Origin of the sequence: Psychrobacillus sp. NPDC096426, from assembly GCF_044762745.1 — a bacterium.
In the GTDB taxonomy this organism is placed as follows: Bacteria; Bacillota; Bacilli; order Bacillales_A; family Planococcaceae; genus Psychrobacillus.
This window is the reverse complement of record NZ_JBIWEX010000001.1, coordinates 309715-327598: the sequence shown is the minus strand read 5'-3', so window position 1 is coordinate 327598 and position 17884 is coordinate 309715. Positions and strand designations below refer to the sequence as shown.

Below are 17884 nucleotides of genomic sequence, written 5' to 3'. Positions count from 1 at the left end.
GTTTTTTATGCTTCCTCTTTCATTAATTGTTCAATCGGGCTTTTCCAGTTGATTTTGGCGGAAGGGTAATTCATTCGTATTTCATTTTGTAAAAAGCGAAAATCTTCTTTTGTAAACCCTTGTAGTTTTGAAGGATCTTTTATCCAAACGAAAATAGATACAACTTCAAATGCTTGTTCCGTAGTACCTAAATACTTTTCACCTTCAAATAATGCCCCTTTATATGTAATAAAGAAGTTCTTACGGACATTTTTTATATCATCATAAAAGTAGTACTGTTCTTTCTCATAGGATTCATCTAATTTTCTTTTTGGATCAAACAAATAACGAAGAATTTTATAAAAAGCATATATGATTATAACAATTATTAGCAACCGAAATAATAAAATCATTAAAATGTCCTCCTTGTAAAATACATAGTAATTGCTATACGATAGAAGAGGTAGTTTGGTTTCAAAATAATATAAAATAATTGGAGGAAATAATGAATTTAACAAAACTTTTTACGATGCAACAAGCATTGGATGAATATATTCAAACAAATAAACAAGTAGATGAAGATGTATTTGAGAAAAAAGGATTAGCTCTTATTGTAGAGCTTGCGGAACTAGCGAATGAAACACGTTGTTTCAAGTTTTGGAGTGAAAAGGGACCGTCTGAAAGAACGGTTATTTTAGAAGAATATGTAGACTCTATTCACTTCCTATTGTCATTAGGTATTACAAAAGGCTTGAATGATTTAAAAGAGTGGCCAGTAGAAAAGAAAGAAGAAGATTTAACTACTTTATTTCTTCAAACAAACGAGGCAATCATAGCGTTTTTACATGAATCAACGAAAAGTACATATGAAAAAATTTGGGTTTTATATGGTGCAATTGCAGAAAAGCTAGGTTTTAGTAGTGAGGATGTATTACAGGCTTACATATCTAAAAACGAAACAAACTACGAACGACAAAAGAGTGGGTATTGATACTGTGATAGCACGCTAGGCACTCTATGTATATTTGCTTTTGGAATGTTCTGAGCTGAATGAGTTCTATACTATTACCAGGAATTTTTTGTGAGGAGGGATGTGACTAAGACGCATTCCTCCTCCTTTTTGACTTTAGCATAGTAACGTTTAATGGAATAAACTATGTTAAAATTGAGTCAATTCAAAACTGAAAGAAAGGAGAGATAATAAAATGGGCTTAACATTGGAAATTGTACGTACTTTACTCCCCCTTGTAATAGTAGGTGGAATTGCAGTATTTGTAATTCTAAGAATGAAACATAAATATAAAAAAGGCACCCTTGGTAAGAAAAAATCAAAAAGTGCTCAAAACTTATTAGATCTTTTAATACCATTTGGAATGATGATTGGATTGGCTATTGCTATACTTTTAAGCATGTTCTTCCCAATTTCCTTACTATCTGCAATTGCTTGGGGACCTGGGTTAGGTTTCCTATTTGGATATTTTGCTTATGAAATTTATAGCAAAAGAGAAGAAGATTATCCAAAATAACTATTTTCTAGAGAAGGGCGCTTTAGTATTAGAAGATTATACAAAGAAATGAAAATCACAAATAATTGGAACTTTTTCAACTGTAAACCGTAAACATACTAACTTAGTGATGTGGAGGTGAAGTCAATGAAAAAGTTCTTTTTTTTATTACTTTATTATTATTAACTTTTTCAACAACTGTAGTTGCGGAAGCAAGATCCTACTCTATAGACAAAGTACATATTAAATCTTGGATACAACCAAATGGCGACCTTTTAGTGAATGAAGTATTCACGTATACCTTTGATGGCACTTATACAAGTTTAAAGCGCTCTTTTCCAAAGGAGCATGATGCCAATGTAAAGGACTTTTACGCCCATGAATTATCAACGTTAAGCCCCGAACCGGGTTTTATCGAAGATCATACGTTAAACACATTAAAAGTCACGAAAGAAAATGGCGTATATCGAACAAGTATAAACAAAACAAATGAACAAGCTTCCTTTTTGTATGTATATACGCTTTCGAATGCAGTGAAAGCATATGATACTTACAGTGTGGCAGATGTTACGTATTTTGTGGATGGGGATGCGCATGATCAAGATTATTAGCAGGTGTCAATAGACTATATTCTTCCTCAGACGATGGATCCGTCGAAATTCGATGGTGTGCTGTTTGATCGAAATGCGAAACCAAATGGGGAGTCTGAATTTGGAATTCGATTTAAAACGCCGATTTCGGAAGCTTTTACTGTAACGAAAACAACTTTCTTTTTTCCTTCTACTGTCATGACAAATATGGAGAAAACGAAAAGTTCTGTTTCCATGAATGAAGCCTTTGCAAGCGAAAAGAAACAAGCAGAAGCGATGCAAAAGAGGTTATCTAATATTGCTGGTCTTATGAAAATTCTACCTAAAATTACGCTTGTATTAGTAATCATTGCAATCCTTTTCATTGTCACTTTACCACAAAGGCATTTTTGGAGAGAAGGAAATGGTGAAAGTATATTAGATATCGATATTTTATATTTGTTTTCTATATATAAGACAGGAAAACCGAATAAGAGAGCTTTTTTAGCAGGTTTATTTTCCCTTGTGGAAAAAGAAGCAGCAGTCGTAAAGCCATCGAAAGCGGCAATACGCTTTAAAAATGACCCAAAAGCTCCAAAAGAAACGTTATTTTTCCGATTGAAAAATGGAGGAAATGCAAAAGGGTTATCCGAAAACTATTTGATAGAATGGCTATTTAATACGAGAAGCGGTTTAAGTAAATGGGCATTTCATCTACATGATGTAGCCGGAGCCCCGAAAAAAGAAAGAGACAAAGGAATGGCTAATTACTATCATACTAGAACAAAAGAATTTAAAAAGAATCAAAAAATCTGGTTTAAAAAAGTACAGGGCGAACTTGTAGAGGCAGGAACCTTCCATCAAAAATTGCCGAAGTTACTCATTAGTTTTACAATTCTTTTGTTAGCGACTTTCGTTACTATTAGCTATTATGCAGATCTTAGAAGCAGTGGGAGTATCGTATTTATTGCGATTATTACGATTCTATTTCTTATTATTTATTGGATTAAACAATCTGCTAATGGTTACTTTACTGTTTATATGATTATTATTAGTTTAATGGTAGGAAATTTAGTAAACGATGAATTGATGAGTGAAAACATTGGTGTTATTTTAGCGACTGTTCTTTTATATATCACAGTACCAAAAATTATTCTATCGATGAATGCTGTACGTGTAAAAGATAATATTCGTGATTTCCAAAAAAGCATAGGAGAAGGAATGCCTGCTGGACTAAGCACAGATGAACAAGAAAAGTGGACTGTACGCGCATACTTATTCAGCCAAAAAAATGTGCATATTCCGGTTGCAGAAGGAACAATCCCATTAGCTGCATTATTAATAACTGGTACGGATCCAATGGATTATGTGTCTAAAACATGGTATTGGACTACTGGCATTACTTCTAGTGGTGGAACATCTGATTCAGGCGGTTATTATGGTGGTGACGGGGGAGGCAGTGATGGCGGTGGCGGAGGAGCGGGAGCCGATTAAAAAAGTATCTCGCTTAATTTTGAAAACAGGCTGAATTTAGAATATAATAGATATGGCAGTTATATTTAGGAGGGCGAAATAATGACAAAGTTAGATGAGACGTTAACAATGCTCAAAGAGTTAACCGATGCAAAAGGGATTCCGGGGAATGAACGTGAGCCTCGTCAAGTAATGGAAAAATACATAAAGCCCTTTGCAGATAAAATAGAATACGATAATTTAGGTAGCTTAATCGCAGAAAAAGTGGGCGATGCAAACGGTCCAAAAATTATGGTAGCAGGACATTTAGATGAAGTTGGTTTTATGATTTCTAAAATTGATGACAAAGGATTTTTAAGCTTCCAAACAGTTGGTGGTTGGTGGTCGCAAGTAATGCTTGCACAACGAGTGACAATTGTAACTCGTAAAGGTGAGACAATTACCGGTGTCATCGGTTCAAAACCTCCTCATATTTTAACAGCTGATGCTCGCAACAAAGCTGTAGATGTAAAAGACATGTTCATCGACATCGGTGCATCTTCTAAAGAAGAAGCGATGGAGTGGGGCGTACTACCAGGAGATATGGTCGTACCATATTTCGAATTCTCTGTAATGAACAACGAAAAATTATTACTTGCAAAAGCATGGGATAACCGTATTGGGTGTGCTATTGCAATTGACGTATTAAAAGGCTTAAAAGATGAAAAGCATCCAAACATTGTCTATGGTGTAGGAAATGTTCAAGAAGAGGTTGGCCTACGTGGTGCTAAAACCTCTACTGTAAAAGTGAAACCAGATATTGGTTTTGCAGTAGACGTTGGCATTGCAGGCGACACACCTGGAATTACAGCAAAAGAATCGACAAGCAAAATGGGAGCAGGTCCACAAATTGTGTTATTCGACGCATCGATGGTATCCCATAAAGGATTACGTGATTTTGTTGTGGATACAGCAGAAGAAAATAATATCCCATATCAATTTGAAACGATTCCTGGTGGAGGTACAGATGCAGGTTCTATGCATATTTCACTTAACGGAGTCCCTGCATTGTCCATAGGAATCGCAACTCGTTATATTCACTCGCATGCAGGAATTCTTCACCGTGATGATTATGAAAATACAGTTAAATTGGTTGTAGAAGTAATCAAGAAATTAGACAGAGATGCAGTTAACAAAATTACGTTTGATTAAAGAGTAAGGGTAAATAAGAAAAGGGGGAAAGAACGGATGGAGAACCATCTATTCTTTTTCCTATAAAAATTCCGATTAAAATTTAGATAATAACTACCTTCTAACAAATACGTTAGGGGGTTTTTTGCATGACTAAAAGAACAGGAATATTTGATGTTAATGTCAACAATTCACTTATTCAATTATCAAATACGAATAATCAACCATTACCGGAAATACAACCGAGACCATTTACGCATTATTCTCAACCTCAACAGAATGTACAAAACATACCTGTAAAATCGGCTTTAAAAGTTATAACTCAGCAAATGCTTTTAAATGGTATGAGAGAACGTACTATTACAGATTACAATTATCAATTTAATAAATTTGTAACAGATGTAAAAATAACGTATCTCCATGAAATTACAAAAGAAAAAATTTACGAATGGTTAAGTATGATGAATAGTGTAAGTCAAGTAACAAAATTAAATCGATTAAAAACTATAAAAGCTATACTAGGAAAATGTTTTGAAAATGGGTGGTATCATTTTAACTTTTGGAAAACGATTCAGATCAAAGTAGATAAGAAAATTAAAAAAGGTGCTAACGAGAACGATTTAAGTGTTTTACTTTCACTTTTAGACACTTCAACTTTTGTAGGATTCAGGGATACAGTCGCTATCTTGGTCTTATATCGGTGTGGAATTCGCAGTAATACATTGGGGTTACTCGAAGAAAAACATTTGGATTTTACAACAAATACGCTTTTTCTGTCGGGTGATATTATGAAAAGTCATAAATCATTAAAACTGCCTATTGATGAGCAATTATCTGAACTATTAAAGCAACTATTAAAACAAAATGAAATAATTAAAAAACATTATAAACAAAACAATAATTACGTTTTTATAACAAGTACAGGTAGGACAATAAACGGCAAGTCACCATCAAATTCTATTGCGAAACAACTATATAAATATGCGAAAAAATACGAATTGAAGAATATTTCGAGTCACGCAATAAGAAGATCATATGCTAAATCACTTTTGAATAAAGGGGCAAGTGTTGCCGTTATTAGCAAGGCACTTGGACATTCTGATTTAGCCGTAACAACACAATATTTAGATTTGGATGTTGAAGAGGTATCGGATACATTAAGAAGTTTTTTATAAGCTCAAAAAAAAGAAACCGCAGCGACGGCAATCGCTACGGCTTCACAACTTAATACGAAACCTCCGAAAAGGATTCTAAAATGATTAAACTCAGTTTATCAAAAAAATTGAGATAAAGCAATGCTTATTTAAGTGCGCCTATTTTTCGGAGTAATTCAAGAGGGGAAGCCGTTAAACCTCTATAATCTCAACGTCAAGTAGCCGTCTATCGCAGAAAACGGATATATCACAGGTCAAGCCGATTCCTTGTTTTCGGTTGTGATGAATCGGGGAGTACGCCCAAAACGGTACGGCTGGTTTATCGGTGTATTACGGTACAGGTAAGCATTTGCAAGTGGACAAGCTAAACGACTACCACACACAACGGACGATAATGTTGTGAGCTATGCAGAAGGAAACTTCACAACTAAACAAGGGCATAACGAGAAACCTCAGACGTGACTATGACGCCTATTTGCAGTTGTTACTTTTTGTCTTACCTACTTTTAATAGTTTGTGAGATAAAAGGTAACACCTTTGCACCCAATTTCCTAGAGCGTTTCCTAATCTGCCAAATGAGGGTGCGTCCGTCAAGCGTTAATCTACTAATTTATCAAAATATATTTAATCAAGAACAGGGAGGAATCACACATGAAAATCAATATTTACTTATCAGAGAATGATTTAGAAAAGCTAGAGGAGTTTAGAGGTAATGAGATTAAGAAAGCAGAAAAGCACAACAATGAATATATAATTGAAAGTTTTACAGAATCAAGTATAGAGAAACTAGTTGGGTTCTATCTAACTTCACAACTAAATAATTGGTGAAAAAGTTTTTTTAGAAAAAGTGAACAAATATTTGGTGTATTTTAAATTCTGTTGTATGCTCGATTTAGGTCAAAGATAGTCAAGGTCAAAGAAACGCAAATATGAGGAGGAATAAAATGAATATTAACAGAGAAAATTATAGTGAGTTTATTAAAGATGAGCGTGAACTTGAATTCGTTTTAATGCTTGATGAAGAGTCAACTAGAGTAGATCAAGTATTGTATACTTTAAAAAAATATTTAGAAATTAAAAAATCAATAGGTGACATTCTTAACTACTCTATACAGGAAAATAGATTAGAGATTGATGCCCCAAGGTATACCATATTTGCTTTGGTCTTACACACTGGTGATGTTTGTCAGTATACCATTAACAAAAAGAACAAAACCAAAGCGAATTATAGCAGAAGAATGATTTTTGAATCTGTACTCGATACTATAGACAAATATTTAAGATAAACTAACTGGAAGCTAATATGGCTTCCTTTTTTCATGCAAATATTTGAATAAAATTGACTTTTTATTCGATTATTGACCTCTGAAAACGTAGGAAAACAAGGCATTTTGAGAATCGAATAAAATGCAATTTCAGTACAAATTAAATTTATTTTTTGATCTTGTTGATAAAAGTGTTTTTCGTTCCTATAGTAGAAGTGAGGGGTAAAATTACAATAAAGTTAAATATTAGAAATGCTGATAATGGGCAATTAAAATTATAAAGGGGAATCACATTATGGAATTTATAGAGAAAGTAAAGCTACACAAAGAGGGGAAATATGATTTAGCAGCGGAGCTATTAAAACTAGCTCAGTCGGATATGGTAGATGTTCAAATGGTTTGTACCGAACATCAAGCAAAGTTTTATGATGTAGAGTACGAGGATGAACGTACAGAGGTCTTTAGACGGTGGAGAGCAAAGTATACAACTAAAGATAATACACCTGAGTATCGCATTGGATTTAACTTAAAAGTCATGTTGTCACGTCACAGTAAGAAAGCAAAGAATATGAAGTGGGCATTAGATACAGGATCACAATTAGAAAAAGCAAAATTTGATGGTGAGGACTTTGTTTATAGCGTTTTAACTTCGCTAGGACATCATTATCATGTGGATGATTTTTATAAGATTCCTAAAAGTGTACTAAAGGAAGTCGAATCTTATTTATCATATGATAGTTGGTATGATTTTAAAAAGATTTATGGCGACCATGTAAATATTTCTCCTTCTGTCAATCGTGCCATTAAGAAACTGCAAGACGAAATATCACCTTTAATATTGGATTCACTATATGAGGTACTTCCAAAAGTAGACCTATCTAAAACAGTTGAACAGATAATTGGTTTTATTTCAATCTCAGTTAGAAATAGAACATATCGAAAACTAACAAAGTTACTGGGAACCAAAGTACATCTAATAAAAGGTGAAAAATATATTGTTCGTACGGATAGAATGAAAATGAAGCAAACGATTATTGATAAAATGCTAGGAGTAAATGAAGGCAAGTTGACCAACAATCAAATGAATTTTTATCGTAAGTTGAAGAAGCTAATACAGATTGAAATAGATGTTCGAAATACTTCACCATTTACATTTAACGCAGACGGAGACATTTTAAATATTAACAAACGATACTTTGCAGATAAGCTAGAAATGAATGAGTCAGCGTTTAAACACCGTTTAATAAGATTACAAGAGAAGAAGGATAAAGATTTCTTTGCTAAACTAGGATAAATAAAAATGTCACACTTTTGGGTATATATTAGGTTAAGTGTAGGGATAAAAAGTAGTCAATAATTTTTTAATAATCATTCAATTATTTTAGTGTAGGGGAGTAGTTACCCCCTATCGTTCATTATATTGTTTTACTTGAGAACAAGTTTTTTGTCATTCTTGTTTTCTCCATTTTAGGATGCCGATATTTTCGGTGTCCTTTTTTTATTGCACAAAATTAAATTAAATATAAAGGTGGTCATAACGGCATGGCTAATATCAATATTTACGGTTATCAAAAAATTAGAGAATTTGTTCTCGCTAACTGGAAGTATCTCGAAGTTAGAAAACCAGACGGGACAGTCCTAAAACGATTCAGCACAGCAGATGGTCTTACTATCACAGGCAACGGAAGCACACAGGAAATTGAATACAAGCTAGTTATTACAGGTGACGCTACATTTCAAGGTCAAACAGTCGGTAAGTCGGTTTTATTTGATGTTGCTACAGGTGGTACTGCTATAGCAACCGAAATCTTCACTTCATTTGAATTTTCCTCCGAGCTAGATTCCCTCACAATCCTCCATAAACTACAAGTTCCGCAGATAGTTTGAGGTGATTAAATGGTTACATTAATTTCTACTCCCTCCCAACTTCAAGCAATAAGTACTAACCTCGAAGAATCATATGAGTTAGCAAATGATATTGATATGGTTGGGTTCAATTTTACACCTATCGCTTTCTATGATGAAGTAAATTGGGTAGGTGGATTTACAGGGAATTTTGACGGTAAAGGTTTTAAAATAAAAAATTTAACTATTACAAAATCAAAAGGAATGTTTCTAGGGTTATTCGGACAAGTATTTTACGGAACTATACAAAATGTAGGGTTAGAGAACGTCACAATTAACGCCTTAAATAGTCGTTTTTCGGGTGCTTTAATAGGTAATTCATACGATGCTACCATTAAAAATTGCTATGTAAACGGTGGATTAATCACTTCACAAGATGAAAGTGGAGGACTATTAGGCAAAGTAGATAGTACGTTAATAGAAAATTCATATGCAAACATTCCTGTAAATCTTAATACTTCCTATTACGGAGGTGGATTTGTTGGTTCGGTGGATAGTAATTCAACTATTACAAATTGCTATTCTACAGGCAAAGTTACCTATTCGGTGGGTTCATCTTATAACGGTATAAGTGGATTTGCGGGATTTATTCGTAACAATACAGATGTTACATTTAATAATTGCTACTGGGATAAAGATACAAGTGGTCAAGCTACTTCACCGCAAACAGGTATAAATGGGAAGTCAACTTCCCAAATGAAAACACAGTCAACTTTTATCGGTTGGGATTTTACAGATACATGGAATATAAATAACGACTATCCGACATTAAAGGTGTTTGGTGTTCCAGTAGTTTCACAAGACGTAACAGTCAATCTCAGTAGCCATTTAAACATCATTTCTAGTGTCTTGGAGCGTTCTAAACGTAAGGTAAGTATTGCTTTATCTCACACTGGAAACGTCTATAGTGAAGCCACACGAACGCTACAGTTGACGAAAAACGTCACTTCACATATTGATGAGATAGTTTCAAATGTAGCTACTTTGCAAAATGCAAATGTGAAGGAATATCAAGTTACATCTCATATAGAAGGTATCGGATCAAATGCTAGTCGAGTAATACGGACAATAAGGACAGTAAATACAGACATTCAACCTATCCAAATTATTACGGATATTGAAATTCCAGTTGATGTAATAAAACCTGTTTTTGCGAGTGTTTATATAATGGAAAATCCGACGAGCTCACAAGCTAGAAATAATTATTCAGTTGCTTCAATCAAATTAAACCGAACGGAAATGACGGTGATATAAATGTTAAAAAACGATACAGTACGATTGCTAGTATTTTTTAAGGACTTTGAAGGTAAGGTCATTACTCCTACAAATGTAAAACTAACAATCTATAACACAGACGAAACTATTAGAGAAGAAATTACGGATGAAATTATCAATATTTCAGAAGGTAAATATCAATATGACTATGTAGCCACTGATTCATTCATATATGAATTTAGTGGTTTTTATAATTCGCTGCCAGTTCTTGCAAGAGAGCTATGCACAGTAAAATTTAACTAGAATAGGAGAATCAGCATGGAAAAAGAACAAGTAGAAATTCAAGAAGTAGAAGTTTCAGAAGTGGAAAAAGTAGAGGTACTTTCAACACTCGAAGAGGTAGGAAAGCAAATAGTAGAAAACGGTGAGCAACTAGATAAAGCTAAACAACTTGCAGAAGAAATTTTACAAGAACGTCAAGAATTTTTGAAATCACTCGAAAAAGATTTATTCGCTAAAGAGAAAAATTTAGTTCTAAAAGAAAATGGACTTGAAGCATTTGCCGAAGTTATTAATGTCGATAACTCAGAGGATTTAACTAATGTGGTTGCTAAATTGACTAAGATTGTAAATGACATTAAGGTTGCTAACTCATATCAGCCGAAAGATTCAAATGGCACACAAGATGCTTATTCACAAGCTATTCAAAATGGTGACGTTAAAAACGCTATTAGCTTTAAACTTTCAAATTTATTCGGTAAGAAATAAGTGTGGTCATTATGACCATACAAACACAAAAACTAAAACAATAAAAGGGGAAATATAAATTATGATTACATCAAACAACGGATTTACAAAAGTAGAAAACATTTCATTATCACAAGAATTAGCGGTATTGGGCATTTCTGATACACCATTTACATCTTTACTATTATCGAAGGGCGTTAAAAAAGCATTAAATACAGTACATTCTTGGCAAGAAAAATCATTTGCAACAGATGGTGAGACAGATGCAGTTGAAGGTGCAGATGTAACTACATTCCAACAATCTACAAAGCGTGTTCTAAATAATACATTACAAATTTTCTTACGTGCAGTTTCAATTTCAGGAACTGCAAATGCTATGCAATCAACAAAATTTAGTTCTGAGGTAGCGGATCGCTTATACGAACTTAAATTAAAATTAGAATCTGTACTTATTAATGGTATTAAAGATGATGGTTCAGTTACAGGTATTCGCAAGATGGCAGGTTTAATTGCACAAGCAGATTCTAACAATGCTATTGCTCATACTGGTGCAGTAACTGAAAAACTAATTAAAGACGCTATGAAAAAATTATGGGATAACAAATTACAAGGTGGTACTTACTACGCATTTGTTAATAGCGAGTTGAAAGATCAAATTGATGAAATTTACAAAGATAAATACTCTTATCAACACGTAGAATCAAAGTTCGGTTTACTTGTAGACCAAATTCGTACTAATTTTTCAGATGTCCAAATTGTTATTTCTCGTGATGTACCAGACAATCAAATAGTGTTCTTCAATGATTCTTATTTAAGTGCAATTGCTCTTAGAGAAGCTCACTTTGAAGTCCTGGGGAAAAATGGTGACAATCAAAAAGGTATGATTGTTGGAGAATATTCATTAGAGGTTGGTACTCCTAAAGCGGTAGTAGTAGTAACTGTAACTCCATAATTTTGATTTAACACCAAGCACTCTCTTAATTGAGGGTGCTTTTTTAATACAAGAAATTCAACTATTTGCATAGGAAGGAAGGGAGTCATTATGACAGATACAGATTATTTTATTATGCGTAAAAGGAAGCGACTGAAATTATCACAGGTAGCCGAATTTGTGGATTGTTCGATTAGCTTATTATCACGATTTGAAAATCAACAAGTGGCTATGGATAAGGAAAAAGTTCGCAAGTATCGAGATTATATTGAGCAATATTAAAACAGACACTGGTGTCCGAATTTGCAATGTTCACAATGAAAATCACAAATAAGAAGGAGCTGAACAAATGAATTACTCAACATAGCTTTCCTTTTTCTCTAATTGTACGCAGTCGATACAATCGGCTTTTTTACTGGTTTAATAGAAACCTTTGAGAAAAAGGAAGCAACAAATTAAAGGAAACTGTATTGATATTCATTCAATATGAAAAAAGAAATTAAAGAACTTTATCCGAATTGGATTCACGATATAAAAACACTTAATAGAAACGTAACATTATCGAATGACTTAGATAGTTTAATTTCTTGTTGCCTACTAGATTATTTATTCGGCTTGAAAATAAATTATTTCTATGATTTCAGAAGCATTTCACAGCTGGATCATACAGATATTCGAAATTCTATAGGGGTAGATATAGCTTTAAAAAACGGCTTATGTTTCGACAATCATTTAACACGTTTAACATCTAACAGCTATGTCAATGAGCAGTCAGCAAATATTAATGTGGCTACAGGTGGTAACTGGGAACGTTACACAGATAAGTTTGCGATGAGTACATTAATTCAAATTTGGAGCTTATATGGTTTACCACTTCCATCATCATATGAAGGTAAAATGATTCTTTTATGTACAGATGTTGGATTTAAAGGTTTCTATGATAACAGATTTAAAACTACATTTTTGAACTACCTAGAGCAGTTAGAAATGATGGAGCTAGTCGAATTATTAGAAGCTCATACTATAGAGGAAATGTATGATTTCTATAGAAAAAACTTATTGCATACAGGAATTGAAATGTACGGTACAAGACAACAAAAGGGTGAACTATATTTTACTGAGGATAGCTTAATTCGTGAACTCGATATTAATTGGATTAGTGAACATTTAGGATTTCCAGTAGCTTTACCACAGGGAAGTTTTGAAACAATTACTAGATTTAAAACTAAAAAGATTGAACCGTACGAGTTACAAAGCCAAATTGAGGGTGCTTTCAGTTTTGCATTTATCAATATGAGAACCATCATGATTTCAATGAAAGGAGAATCAGCATGAACGATATGACGAAAGAATATTTCTTTTGCTATACAAAGTCAATGAGCTTATATCTGAAAGAGAATGGAATCAACTATTTGTTTAAAGCGATTAGCATCAAGAATAATCAGATATTCACACTTTACAAAAAGACAGATGAGCTACAAAAAGCATTGGACAAGTTCAATCAAGAATAAGTGTGTAAAAAGTGTATTGAATATTATACAAAAATTCCGAGATGTGTTATTCTTGTTTTAAAGATGTGTAAAAAGTGTATTAAATCGTATACAGTTTTTTCTATAGGTTGTGTAATTAGTGTATTTTAAAGTATACATTTTTTACACAGTTCATAGATAAACACTAAATAAAGAAAAACACCTCTTGTTTGAATTATTATAACTATGAGATTGGAGAATTAAGAAATGAATATGAGAAGCCAACCAAGAGAACCATTTTTTATGATTCCAGACCGTTTGATTACGGAAGGGGAAGAAACACATCTTACAGAAATAGAATTATATCTTTATTCACTATTACTAAGAAAAAAAAATTATGAAGGTGTCACAGAAACGAGCATTACATTTCTACATGAAACTTCACCAATAGAATTTGGATCAAGCAAGCAAAGAAGCATAGATTTGATTAAAACAGGATTATTGTCCCTAATGGAAAAGAAAGTAATTAGAATTTGTAACGGTAAAAGAGAGATTCTAAATAACTATAAACTTATTAATGATGATGGAGAAATCACAAAGGAATATAAGCCAAGTGATTTAATCATTATAATATTTGGTAATTCATCAATAAAGGGTCATACTGAGATTGACTATAGCAAGTTTGATTCTTTCGAGACAATGAGTGATTATTATATCTATGTAGCAACATTGAGATGGATTGGCAGCGGTAATGGAAATTTTAATTGTTCCTATGAAAGATGGGCGAGAATACTACAAGTTACTGATAAAACTGCAAAAACAAAAGTTAATGAAGCAGTAGAGAAAAAAATCGTTTATAAAAATATTGGTAATTATAAAGATGAAGTATTAAATGGTAGACCACAAAAGAGACAAAATGTAAATGCGTATCGCACTACACCTTTTCAGATTACAGAAAAAACAATCATGACGAAAAAGCAAGAAGCGGAAAATGTAGCGGATTTATTCTAAATATGACATTATGTCATGATAGGTAAAAGGTGGACAACCACCAATAACACTAGACGATGGTTCATAACGAGCTATCGTCTTTTTATTATGAAAATCAATAGGAGGAATGAACATGGATTTAAATGAAGCTCTAAAGGAATTAACATATAAAAAACAACTATACTTCAAGTGGAAAAATGATTATGGCATGAGGAATCCACGTACAGAAGAATCTATTTTAAAGGAATTAAACGCAAAAGATTTCTTCACATATGAAAAGTGGGAATTGAGCGAGGAATATCAGTTCCTAATGAATCTATTATTGCAATCAAAAATCGGACAAGATATGCAAGTCATATATGAAGCGACTTCTGAGAAAGCAAAAGCCGGAGACGAAAAGGCAACCAAGTTACTTTTTGAAATACAGAAGCAAATTGTCGCTATGAATAAAGAGTATAAGAGTAAAAAACCGACTAAAGAGTATTCCAAAAACGTATATGATGATTTGGAGTTGTGATGAATGACGACAAAGACGGCAAAGAAACCTGAGAATAAACTTCAAAAGGTATTTGATGATTTTGAGTTATTTGCAAAGAATTTTATTTTTATTACGGATAATGAGAACCAGTTAGTTCGATTTGAAATCAATGATGCTCAAAAAGAAATCAACGACCTTATGAGTAAGCATCGTTTTATTTGTGTAGGAAAAGCCAGACAAAGCGGAATAAGTACGTTCGTACTAGGTAAGGCATTATGGAGAGCGTTGACTAAACCAAATGAAAACATTCTAATAGTGAGTTACAAAGGTGATTCTGCAAAAGCTTTATTCGATAAGCTCAAAATGATGAATGATGGAATACCACGAGAAAAGTTTCCTAATGTATTTCCGATTGTAAAACGTGACAACAGGGGAGAGCTTTTTTTCTCAAATGGTTCAAGAATTTCAAGCGTAACAGCTGGATCAAAAAGTATTGGACGAGGAAGTACGTACACTTACATTCATTTATCTGAATATGCCTTTTATCAGAATCAAGAATCCCAATTATTATCAGTTGAACAATCACTTGCAAAAGGGGAACAATCGCAACTTACAATAGAAACAACCTCCAACGGAACAGGCAACCACTTCTACAAACTCTACACGCAAGCTATGAAAGGTAACTCAAAGTATGTTGATTACTTTGTTCCTTTCTTCCACAAACTTTATTCCAAACAATTCAAATATGATTATGCAGAAGCAGAAATATGGTACAAAGCAACCAACAAGGGAAAACGTCTTTCACTAGATGATTTAGAAGATGATGAAATAGTTTTACACAAAGCAGGAGCAAATTTAAAGCAATTGATGTGGAGAAGATGGAAGATTCAAGATATGGAAGATGAAACTCAATTCATGCAAGAGTTCCCTTCTAATCCAATAGAGAGCTTTATTTCAACTGGAAGGTCTGTATTCGACCAAACTAAAGTTTTAAAACGAATGAGCAACACAATTGAGCCATTATCGAAAAATGAAGTGTCTGAGATTGTCCCACAGAGCGTTTTAAAATACGTTGGTCGGGGACTTGACTTATATCATCTTCCTAAACGCAATATGAAATACTATGGTGGGGCAGATACATCAAGTGGCAGCGGAAACGACTATTCTACATTAGCTATATACGATTCAGACGGACAACAGGTTATGAGCTTTTTTCATAACAAAGTTGCCGTCTATTTATTTGCAGAAATTTTGAATGAATTAGGCAGATTTTATAATTACGCTTTCCTTGCAATTGAACGCAATAGTTACGGATTGCCAGTCATTGAGCGATTAAGACAGGAATATGAGTATCTAAATTTATTCAAGCAAAAAATATTTGATGAGCGAGGTAAGAAGAAACTTCAACTTGGATTTACAACAAGTGAAAAAACAAAAGCAATCATGATAAGCGACTTCAAAGAGCAGTTTGAGAAGAATTTAATTAATATCGAATGTAAGACGACACTTCAACAGATGCAGATGTTTGTAGAAACAAATGGACGTATGGGAAATAAAAGAGGTAACTCAGATTTGCATCACGATGATAGCGTAATTGCTTCTGCTTTATGTGTACAAGGCATGAAGGCAGGCAAATGGTATGTGGATTGATAAACAGAAAGGATTGATTAAATGAATTTACAACAATACATCAAGGTTAAATATAAGAATAAAACAGGATGGTTCATGGACGAGGTAGCATCATATCACAATACATCAAGAGTGCTAAACGTACAGAATAAAAAGGATTATTTAGAAGGACATCATAATATTTTAAATCGACCAAACTATCAATATAACGGTCAATTGGTAGAACCACGTAAGATTGTATTAAACATGGCAAAAACGATACTAGCATTTCAGACGCAATTTTTATTAAAGAATCCTGTACAGATTACTGGAAAAGAAAAGATGGTAGAAGAATTCCAAGTGGTTAATAAGCTCGGTAAATTTAATGAAAAGAATATAGCTATACTTGATAGATTGTTGAAATATGGGAACGTATACGAATATGTATACATGGATAAGAAGGGGTATATCACATCAAAGGTTATCAATAGTGATGAAGGATTTCCAGTATACAATCAACATAATGAGATGATTGGATTCATTGAGAGCTATGTATTTGATGGCATTAGCTACTATGTTGTATATGACGATGAGAAGGTTCAAGAGTGGACTAATGAAGGTGGATCATTACAAATGACTTCACAGTTTGCTAACTTGACTGGATTGCCAGTTGCGTATGTATCTACAAATGAACACAGTCAAACGGAGGGTAAATCTCAACTGGATGATTTTATGGTAATACTGGATAATATGGAGGATTTAATTTCGAAAACAGTCGATGGGCTGTACAAAATGATTAATCCAGTTCCAGTAATAGTTGGGCAACAGTTAAAAGGGTCTATTCCTGAAAATATTGTCGGGGCGGGGATACAACTTGATGATGGTGGAGCATTTAGCTTTGAATCAGCAACAATTGACGCTAAAGCATTTGATATTCTCTATACACAATTATATCAGTCATTACTCGATGTTAGTATGACACCATCGGTTTCAATGGGAAGGGCAGAAATTAGTAACGTATCTGAGCAATCTGTAAGGTTATTATTCTCATTAGCTAGTGTAAAAGCAGGAATGAATGAGCAATGTTTACGTAAAGGATTCTATGAGAGATGGGATAAAATTAGAGAATTGCTAAGTTATAAAGGTGTAAACATTAATGATAAAGCATGGGCGACATTTGATGTGATGTTCACGTATGATATGCCTAGCAATAATGCAGAAGTGATTAGCAACCTTAAAGTGTTACGTGAGATGGGAGCATTGAGTATGGAGAGCTTATTAGAGTTGTCTCCTATGGTATCGGATGTAGGACAAGAAATGGAAAGATTGAGTAGTGAGGGAAATAAAATTGAAGTAGGTAAGGTTCAACGTGAACTTGACGTAAATAGTTGAGTGAATAAATATAACGAATAATGAAATAAATGTG

22 protein-coding genes are annotated in these 17884 nt (G+C 33.4%); 21 read left to right on the top strand and 1 reads right to left on the bottom strand.

Features of this window, described 5'->3' with window-relative positions; translation table 11 throughout:
• Positions 1 to 5: 5 nt before the first annotated feature.
• Entirely contained in the window at positions 6 to 392 is a 387-nt protein-coding gene (locus ACIQYS_RS01635; protein WP_402973865.1) for a sigma-w pathway protein ysdB, read from the bottom strand.
• Positions 393 to 484: 92 nt separating this feature from the next.
• Here ACIQYS_RS01635 and ACIQYS_RS01630 point away from each other — a divergent pair, with 92 nt between their 5' ends.
• The 21 genes from ACIQYS_RS01630 (at position 485) to ACIQYS_RS01530 (ending at position 17850) form a co-directional block, all read left to right on the top strand.
• Positions 485 to 970 (top strand): dUTP diphosphatase, encoded by a 486-nt coding sequence (locus tag ACIQYS_RS01630; RefSeq protein WP_402973862.1) that lies wholly within the window; start codon positions 485 to 487, stop codon positions 968 to 970.
• Positions 971 to 1196: 226 nt separating this feature from the next.
• Entirely contained in the window at positions 1197 to 1505 is a 309-nt protein-coding gene (locus ACIQYS_RS01625) for a hypothetical protein (RefSeq protein WP_402974081.1), read from the top strand.
• Between the two features lie 146 nt (positions 1506 to 1651).
• Complete coding sequence (locus tag ACIQYS_RS01620) at positions 1652 to 2095, top strand: DUF2207 domain-containing protein (RefSeq protein WP_402974078.1); 444 nt, start codon at positions 1652 to 1654, stop codon at positions 2093 to 2095.
• A gap of 3 nt (positions 2096 to 2098) precedes the next feature.
• Positions 2099 to 3547 carry a DUF2207 domain-containing protein gene (locus tag ACIQYS_RS01615; RefSeq protein ID WP_402973859.1) on the top strand — a complete coding sequence of 483 codons (1449 nt, stop codon included), beginning with the start codon at positions 2099 to 2101 and terminating at the stop codon, positions 3545 to 3547.
• Positions 3548 to 3628: 81 nt separating this feature from the next.
• On the top strand, positions 3629 to 4717 hold the full coding sequence (locus tag ACIQYS_RS01610) for a M42 family metallopeptidase (protein ID WP_402973854.1): 1089 nt from the start codon (positions 3629 to 3631) through the stop codon (positions 4715 to 4717).
• 128 nt (positions 4718 to 4845) lie between these two features.
• Positions 4846 to 5871: a tyrosine-type recombinase/integrase gene (locus tag ACIQYS_RS01605; protein ID WP_402973850.1), complete on the top strand. Its 1026-nt coding sequence runs from the start codon at positions 4846 to 4848 to the stop codon at positions 5869 to 5871.
• A gap of 630 nt (positions 5872 to 6501) precedes the next feature.
• Positions 6502 to 6678, top strand: coding sequence for a hypothetical protein (locus ACIQYS_RS01600; protein ID WP_402973848.1), 177 nt, complete (start codon positions 6502 to 6504; stop codon positions 6676 to 6678).
• A 116-nt stretch (positions 6679 to 6794) separates the two neighbouring features.
• Complete coding sequence (locus ACIQYS_RS01595; protein WP_402973845.1) at positions 6795 to 7136, top strand: hypothetical protein; 342 nt, start codon at positions 6795 to 6797, stop codon at positions 7134 to 7136.
• A 274-nt stretch (positions 7137 to 7410) separates the two neighbouring features.
• Positions 7411 to 8409, top strand: a complete 999-nt coding sequence (locus ACIQYS_RS01590; RefSeq protein ID WP_402973842.1) for a hypothetical protein — start codon at positions 7411 to 7413, stop codon at positions 8407 to 8409.
• Between the two features lie 248 nt (positions 8410 to 8657).
• A complete protein-coding gene (locus tag ACIQYS_RS01585) occupies positions 8658 to 9002 on the top strand; it encodes a hypothetical protein (RefSeq protein ID WP_402973840.1) in 345 nt (114 codons plus the stop codon).
• Positions 9003 to 9011: 9 nt separating this feature from the next.
• Entirely contained in the window at positions 9012 to 10274 is a 1263-nt protein-coding gene (locus ACIQYS_RS01580) for a GLUG motif-containing protein (RefSeq protein ID WP_402973837.1), read from the top strand.
• A complete protein-coding gene (locus ACIQYS_RS01575) occupies positions 10275 to 10538 on the top strand; it encodes a hypothetical protein (protein WP_402973835.1) in 264 nt (87 codons plus the stop codon).
• Positions 10539 to 10553: 15 nt separating this feature from the next.
• Positions 10554 to 11003 (top strand): hypothetical protein, encoded by a 450-nt coding sequence (locus ACIQYS_RS01570; protein WP_402973832.1) that lies wholly within the window; start codon positions 10554 to 10556, stop codon positions 11001 to 11003.
• A 61-nt stretch (positions 11004 to 11064) separates the two neighbouring features.
• On the top strand, positions 11065 to 11934 hold the full coding sequence (locus tag ACIQYS_RS01565) for an SU10 major capsid protein (protein WP_402973829.1): 870 nt from the start codon (positions 11065 to 11067) through the stop codon (positions 11932 to 11934).
• A gap of 90 nt (positions 11935 to 12024) precedes the next feature.
• A complete protein-coding gene (locus tag ACIQYS_RS01560; RefSeq protein WP_402973826.1) occupies positions 12025 to 12195 on the top strand; it encodes a helix-turn-helix domain-containing protein in 171 nt (56 codons plus the stop codon).
• A 204-nt stretch (positions 12196 to 12399) separates the two neighbouring features.
• On the top strand, positions 12400 to 13248 hold the full coding sequence (locus ACIQYS_RS01555) for a hypothetical protein (RefSeq protein ID WP_402973823.1): 849 nt from the start codon (positions 12400 to 12402) through the stop codon (positions 13246 to 13248).
• The gene (locus tag ACIQYS_RS01550; protein WP_402973820.1) at positions 13245 to 13424 is read left to right on the top strand and encodes a hypothetical protein; all 180 of its coding nucleotides are present in this window, start codon (positions 13245 to 13247) and stop codon (positions 13422 to 13424) included. The genes ACIQYS_RS01555 and ACIQYS_RS01550 overlap by 4 nt, the downstream gene beginning before the upstream one ends.
• 225 nt (positions 13425 to 13649) lie before the next feature.
• The gene (locus ACIQYS_RS01545) at positions 13650 to 14393 is read left to right on the top strand and encodes a hypothetical protein (protein ID WP_402973818.1); all 744 of its coding nucleotides are present in this window, start codon (positions 13650 to 13652) and stop codon (positions 14391 to 14393) included.
• A 112-nt stretch (positions 14394 to 14505) separates the two neighbouring features.
• The gene (locus ACIQYS_RS01540; protein WP_402973815.1) at positions 14506 to 14889 is read left to right on the top strand and encodes a hypothetical protein; all 384 of its coding nucleotides are present in this window, start codon (positions 14506 to 14508) and stop codon (positions 14887 to 14889) included.
• Between the two features lie 3 nt (positions 14890 to 14892).
• Complete coding sequence (locus ACIQYS_RS01535) at positions 14893 to 16500, top strand: terminase large subunit domain-containing protein (RefSeq protein WP_402973812.1); 1608 nt, start codon at positions 14893 to 14895, stop codon at positions 16498 to 16500.
• A 21-nt stretch (positions 16501 to 16521) separates the two neighbouring features.
• The gene (locus ACIQYS_RS01530) at positions 16522 to 17850 is read left to right on the top strand and encodes a phage portal protein (protein ID WP_402973809.1); all 1329 of its coding nucleotides are present in this window, start codon (positions 16522 to 16524) and stop codon (positions 17848 to 17850) included.
• The last annotated feature ends 34 nt before the right edge of the window (positions 17851 to 17884 follow it).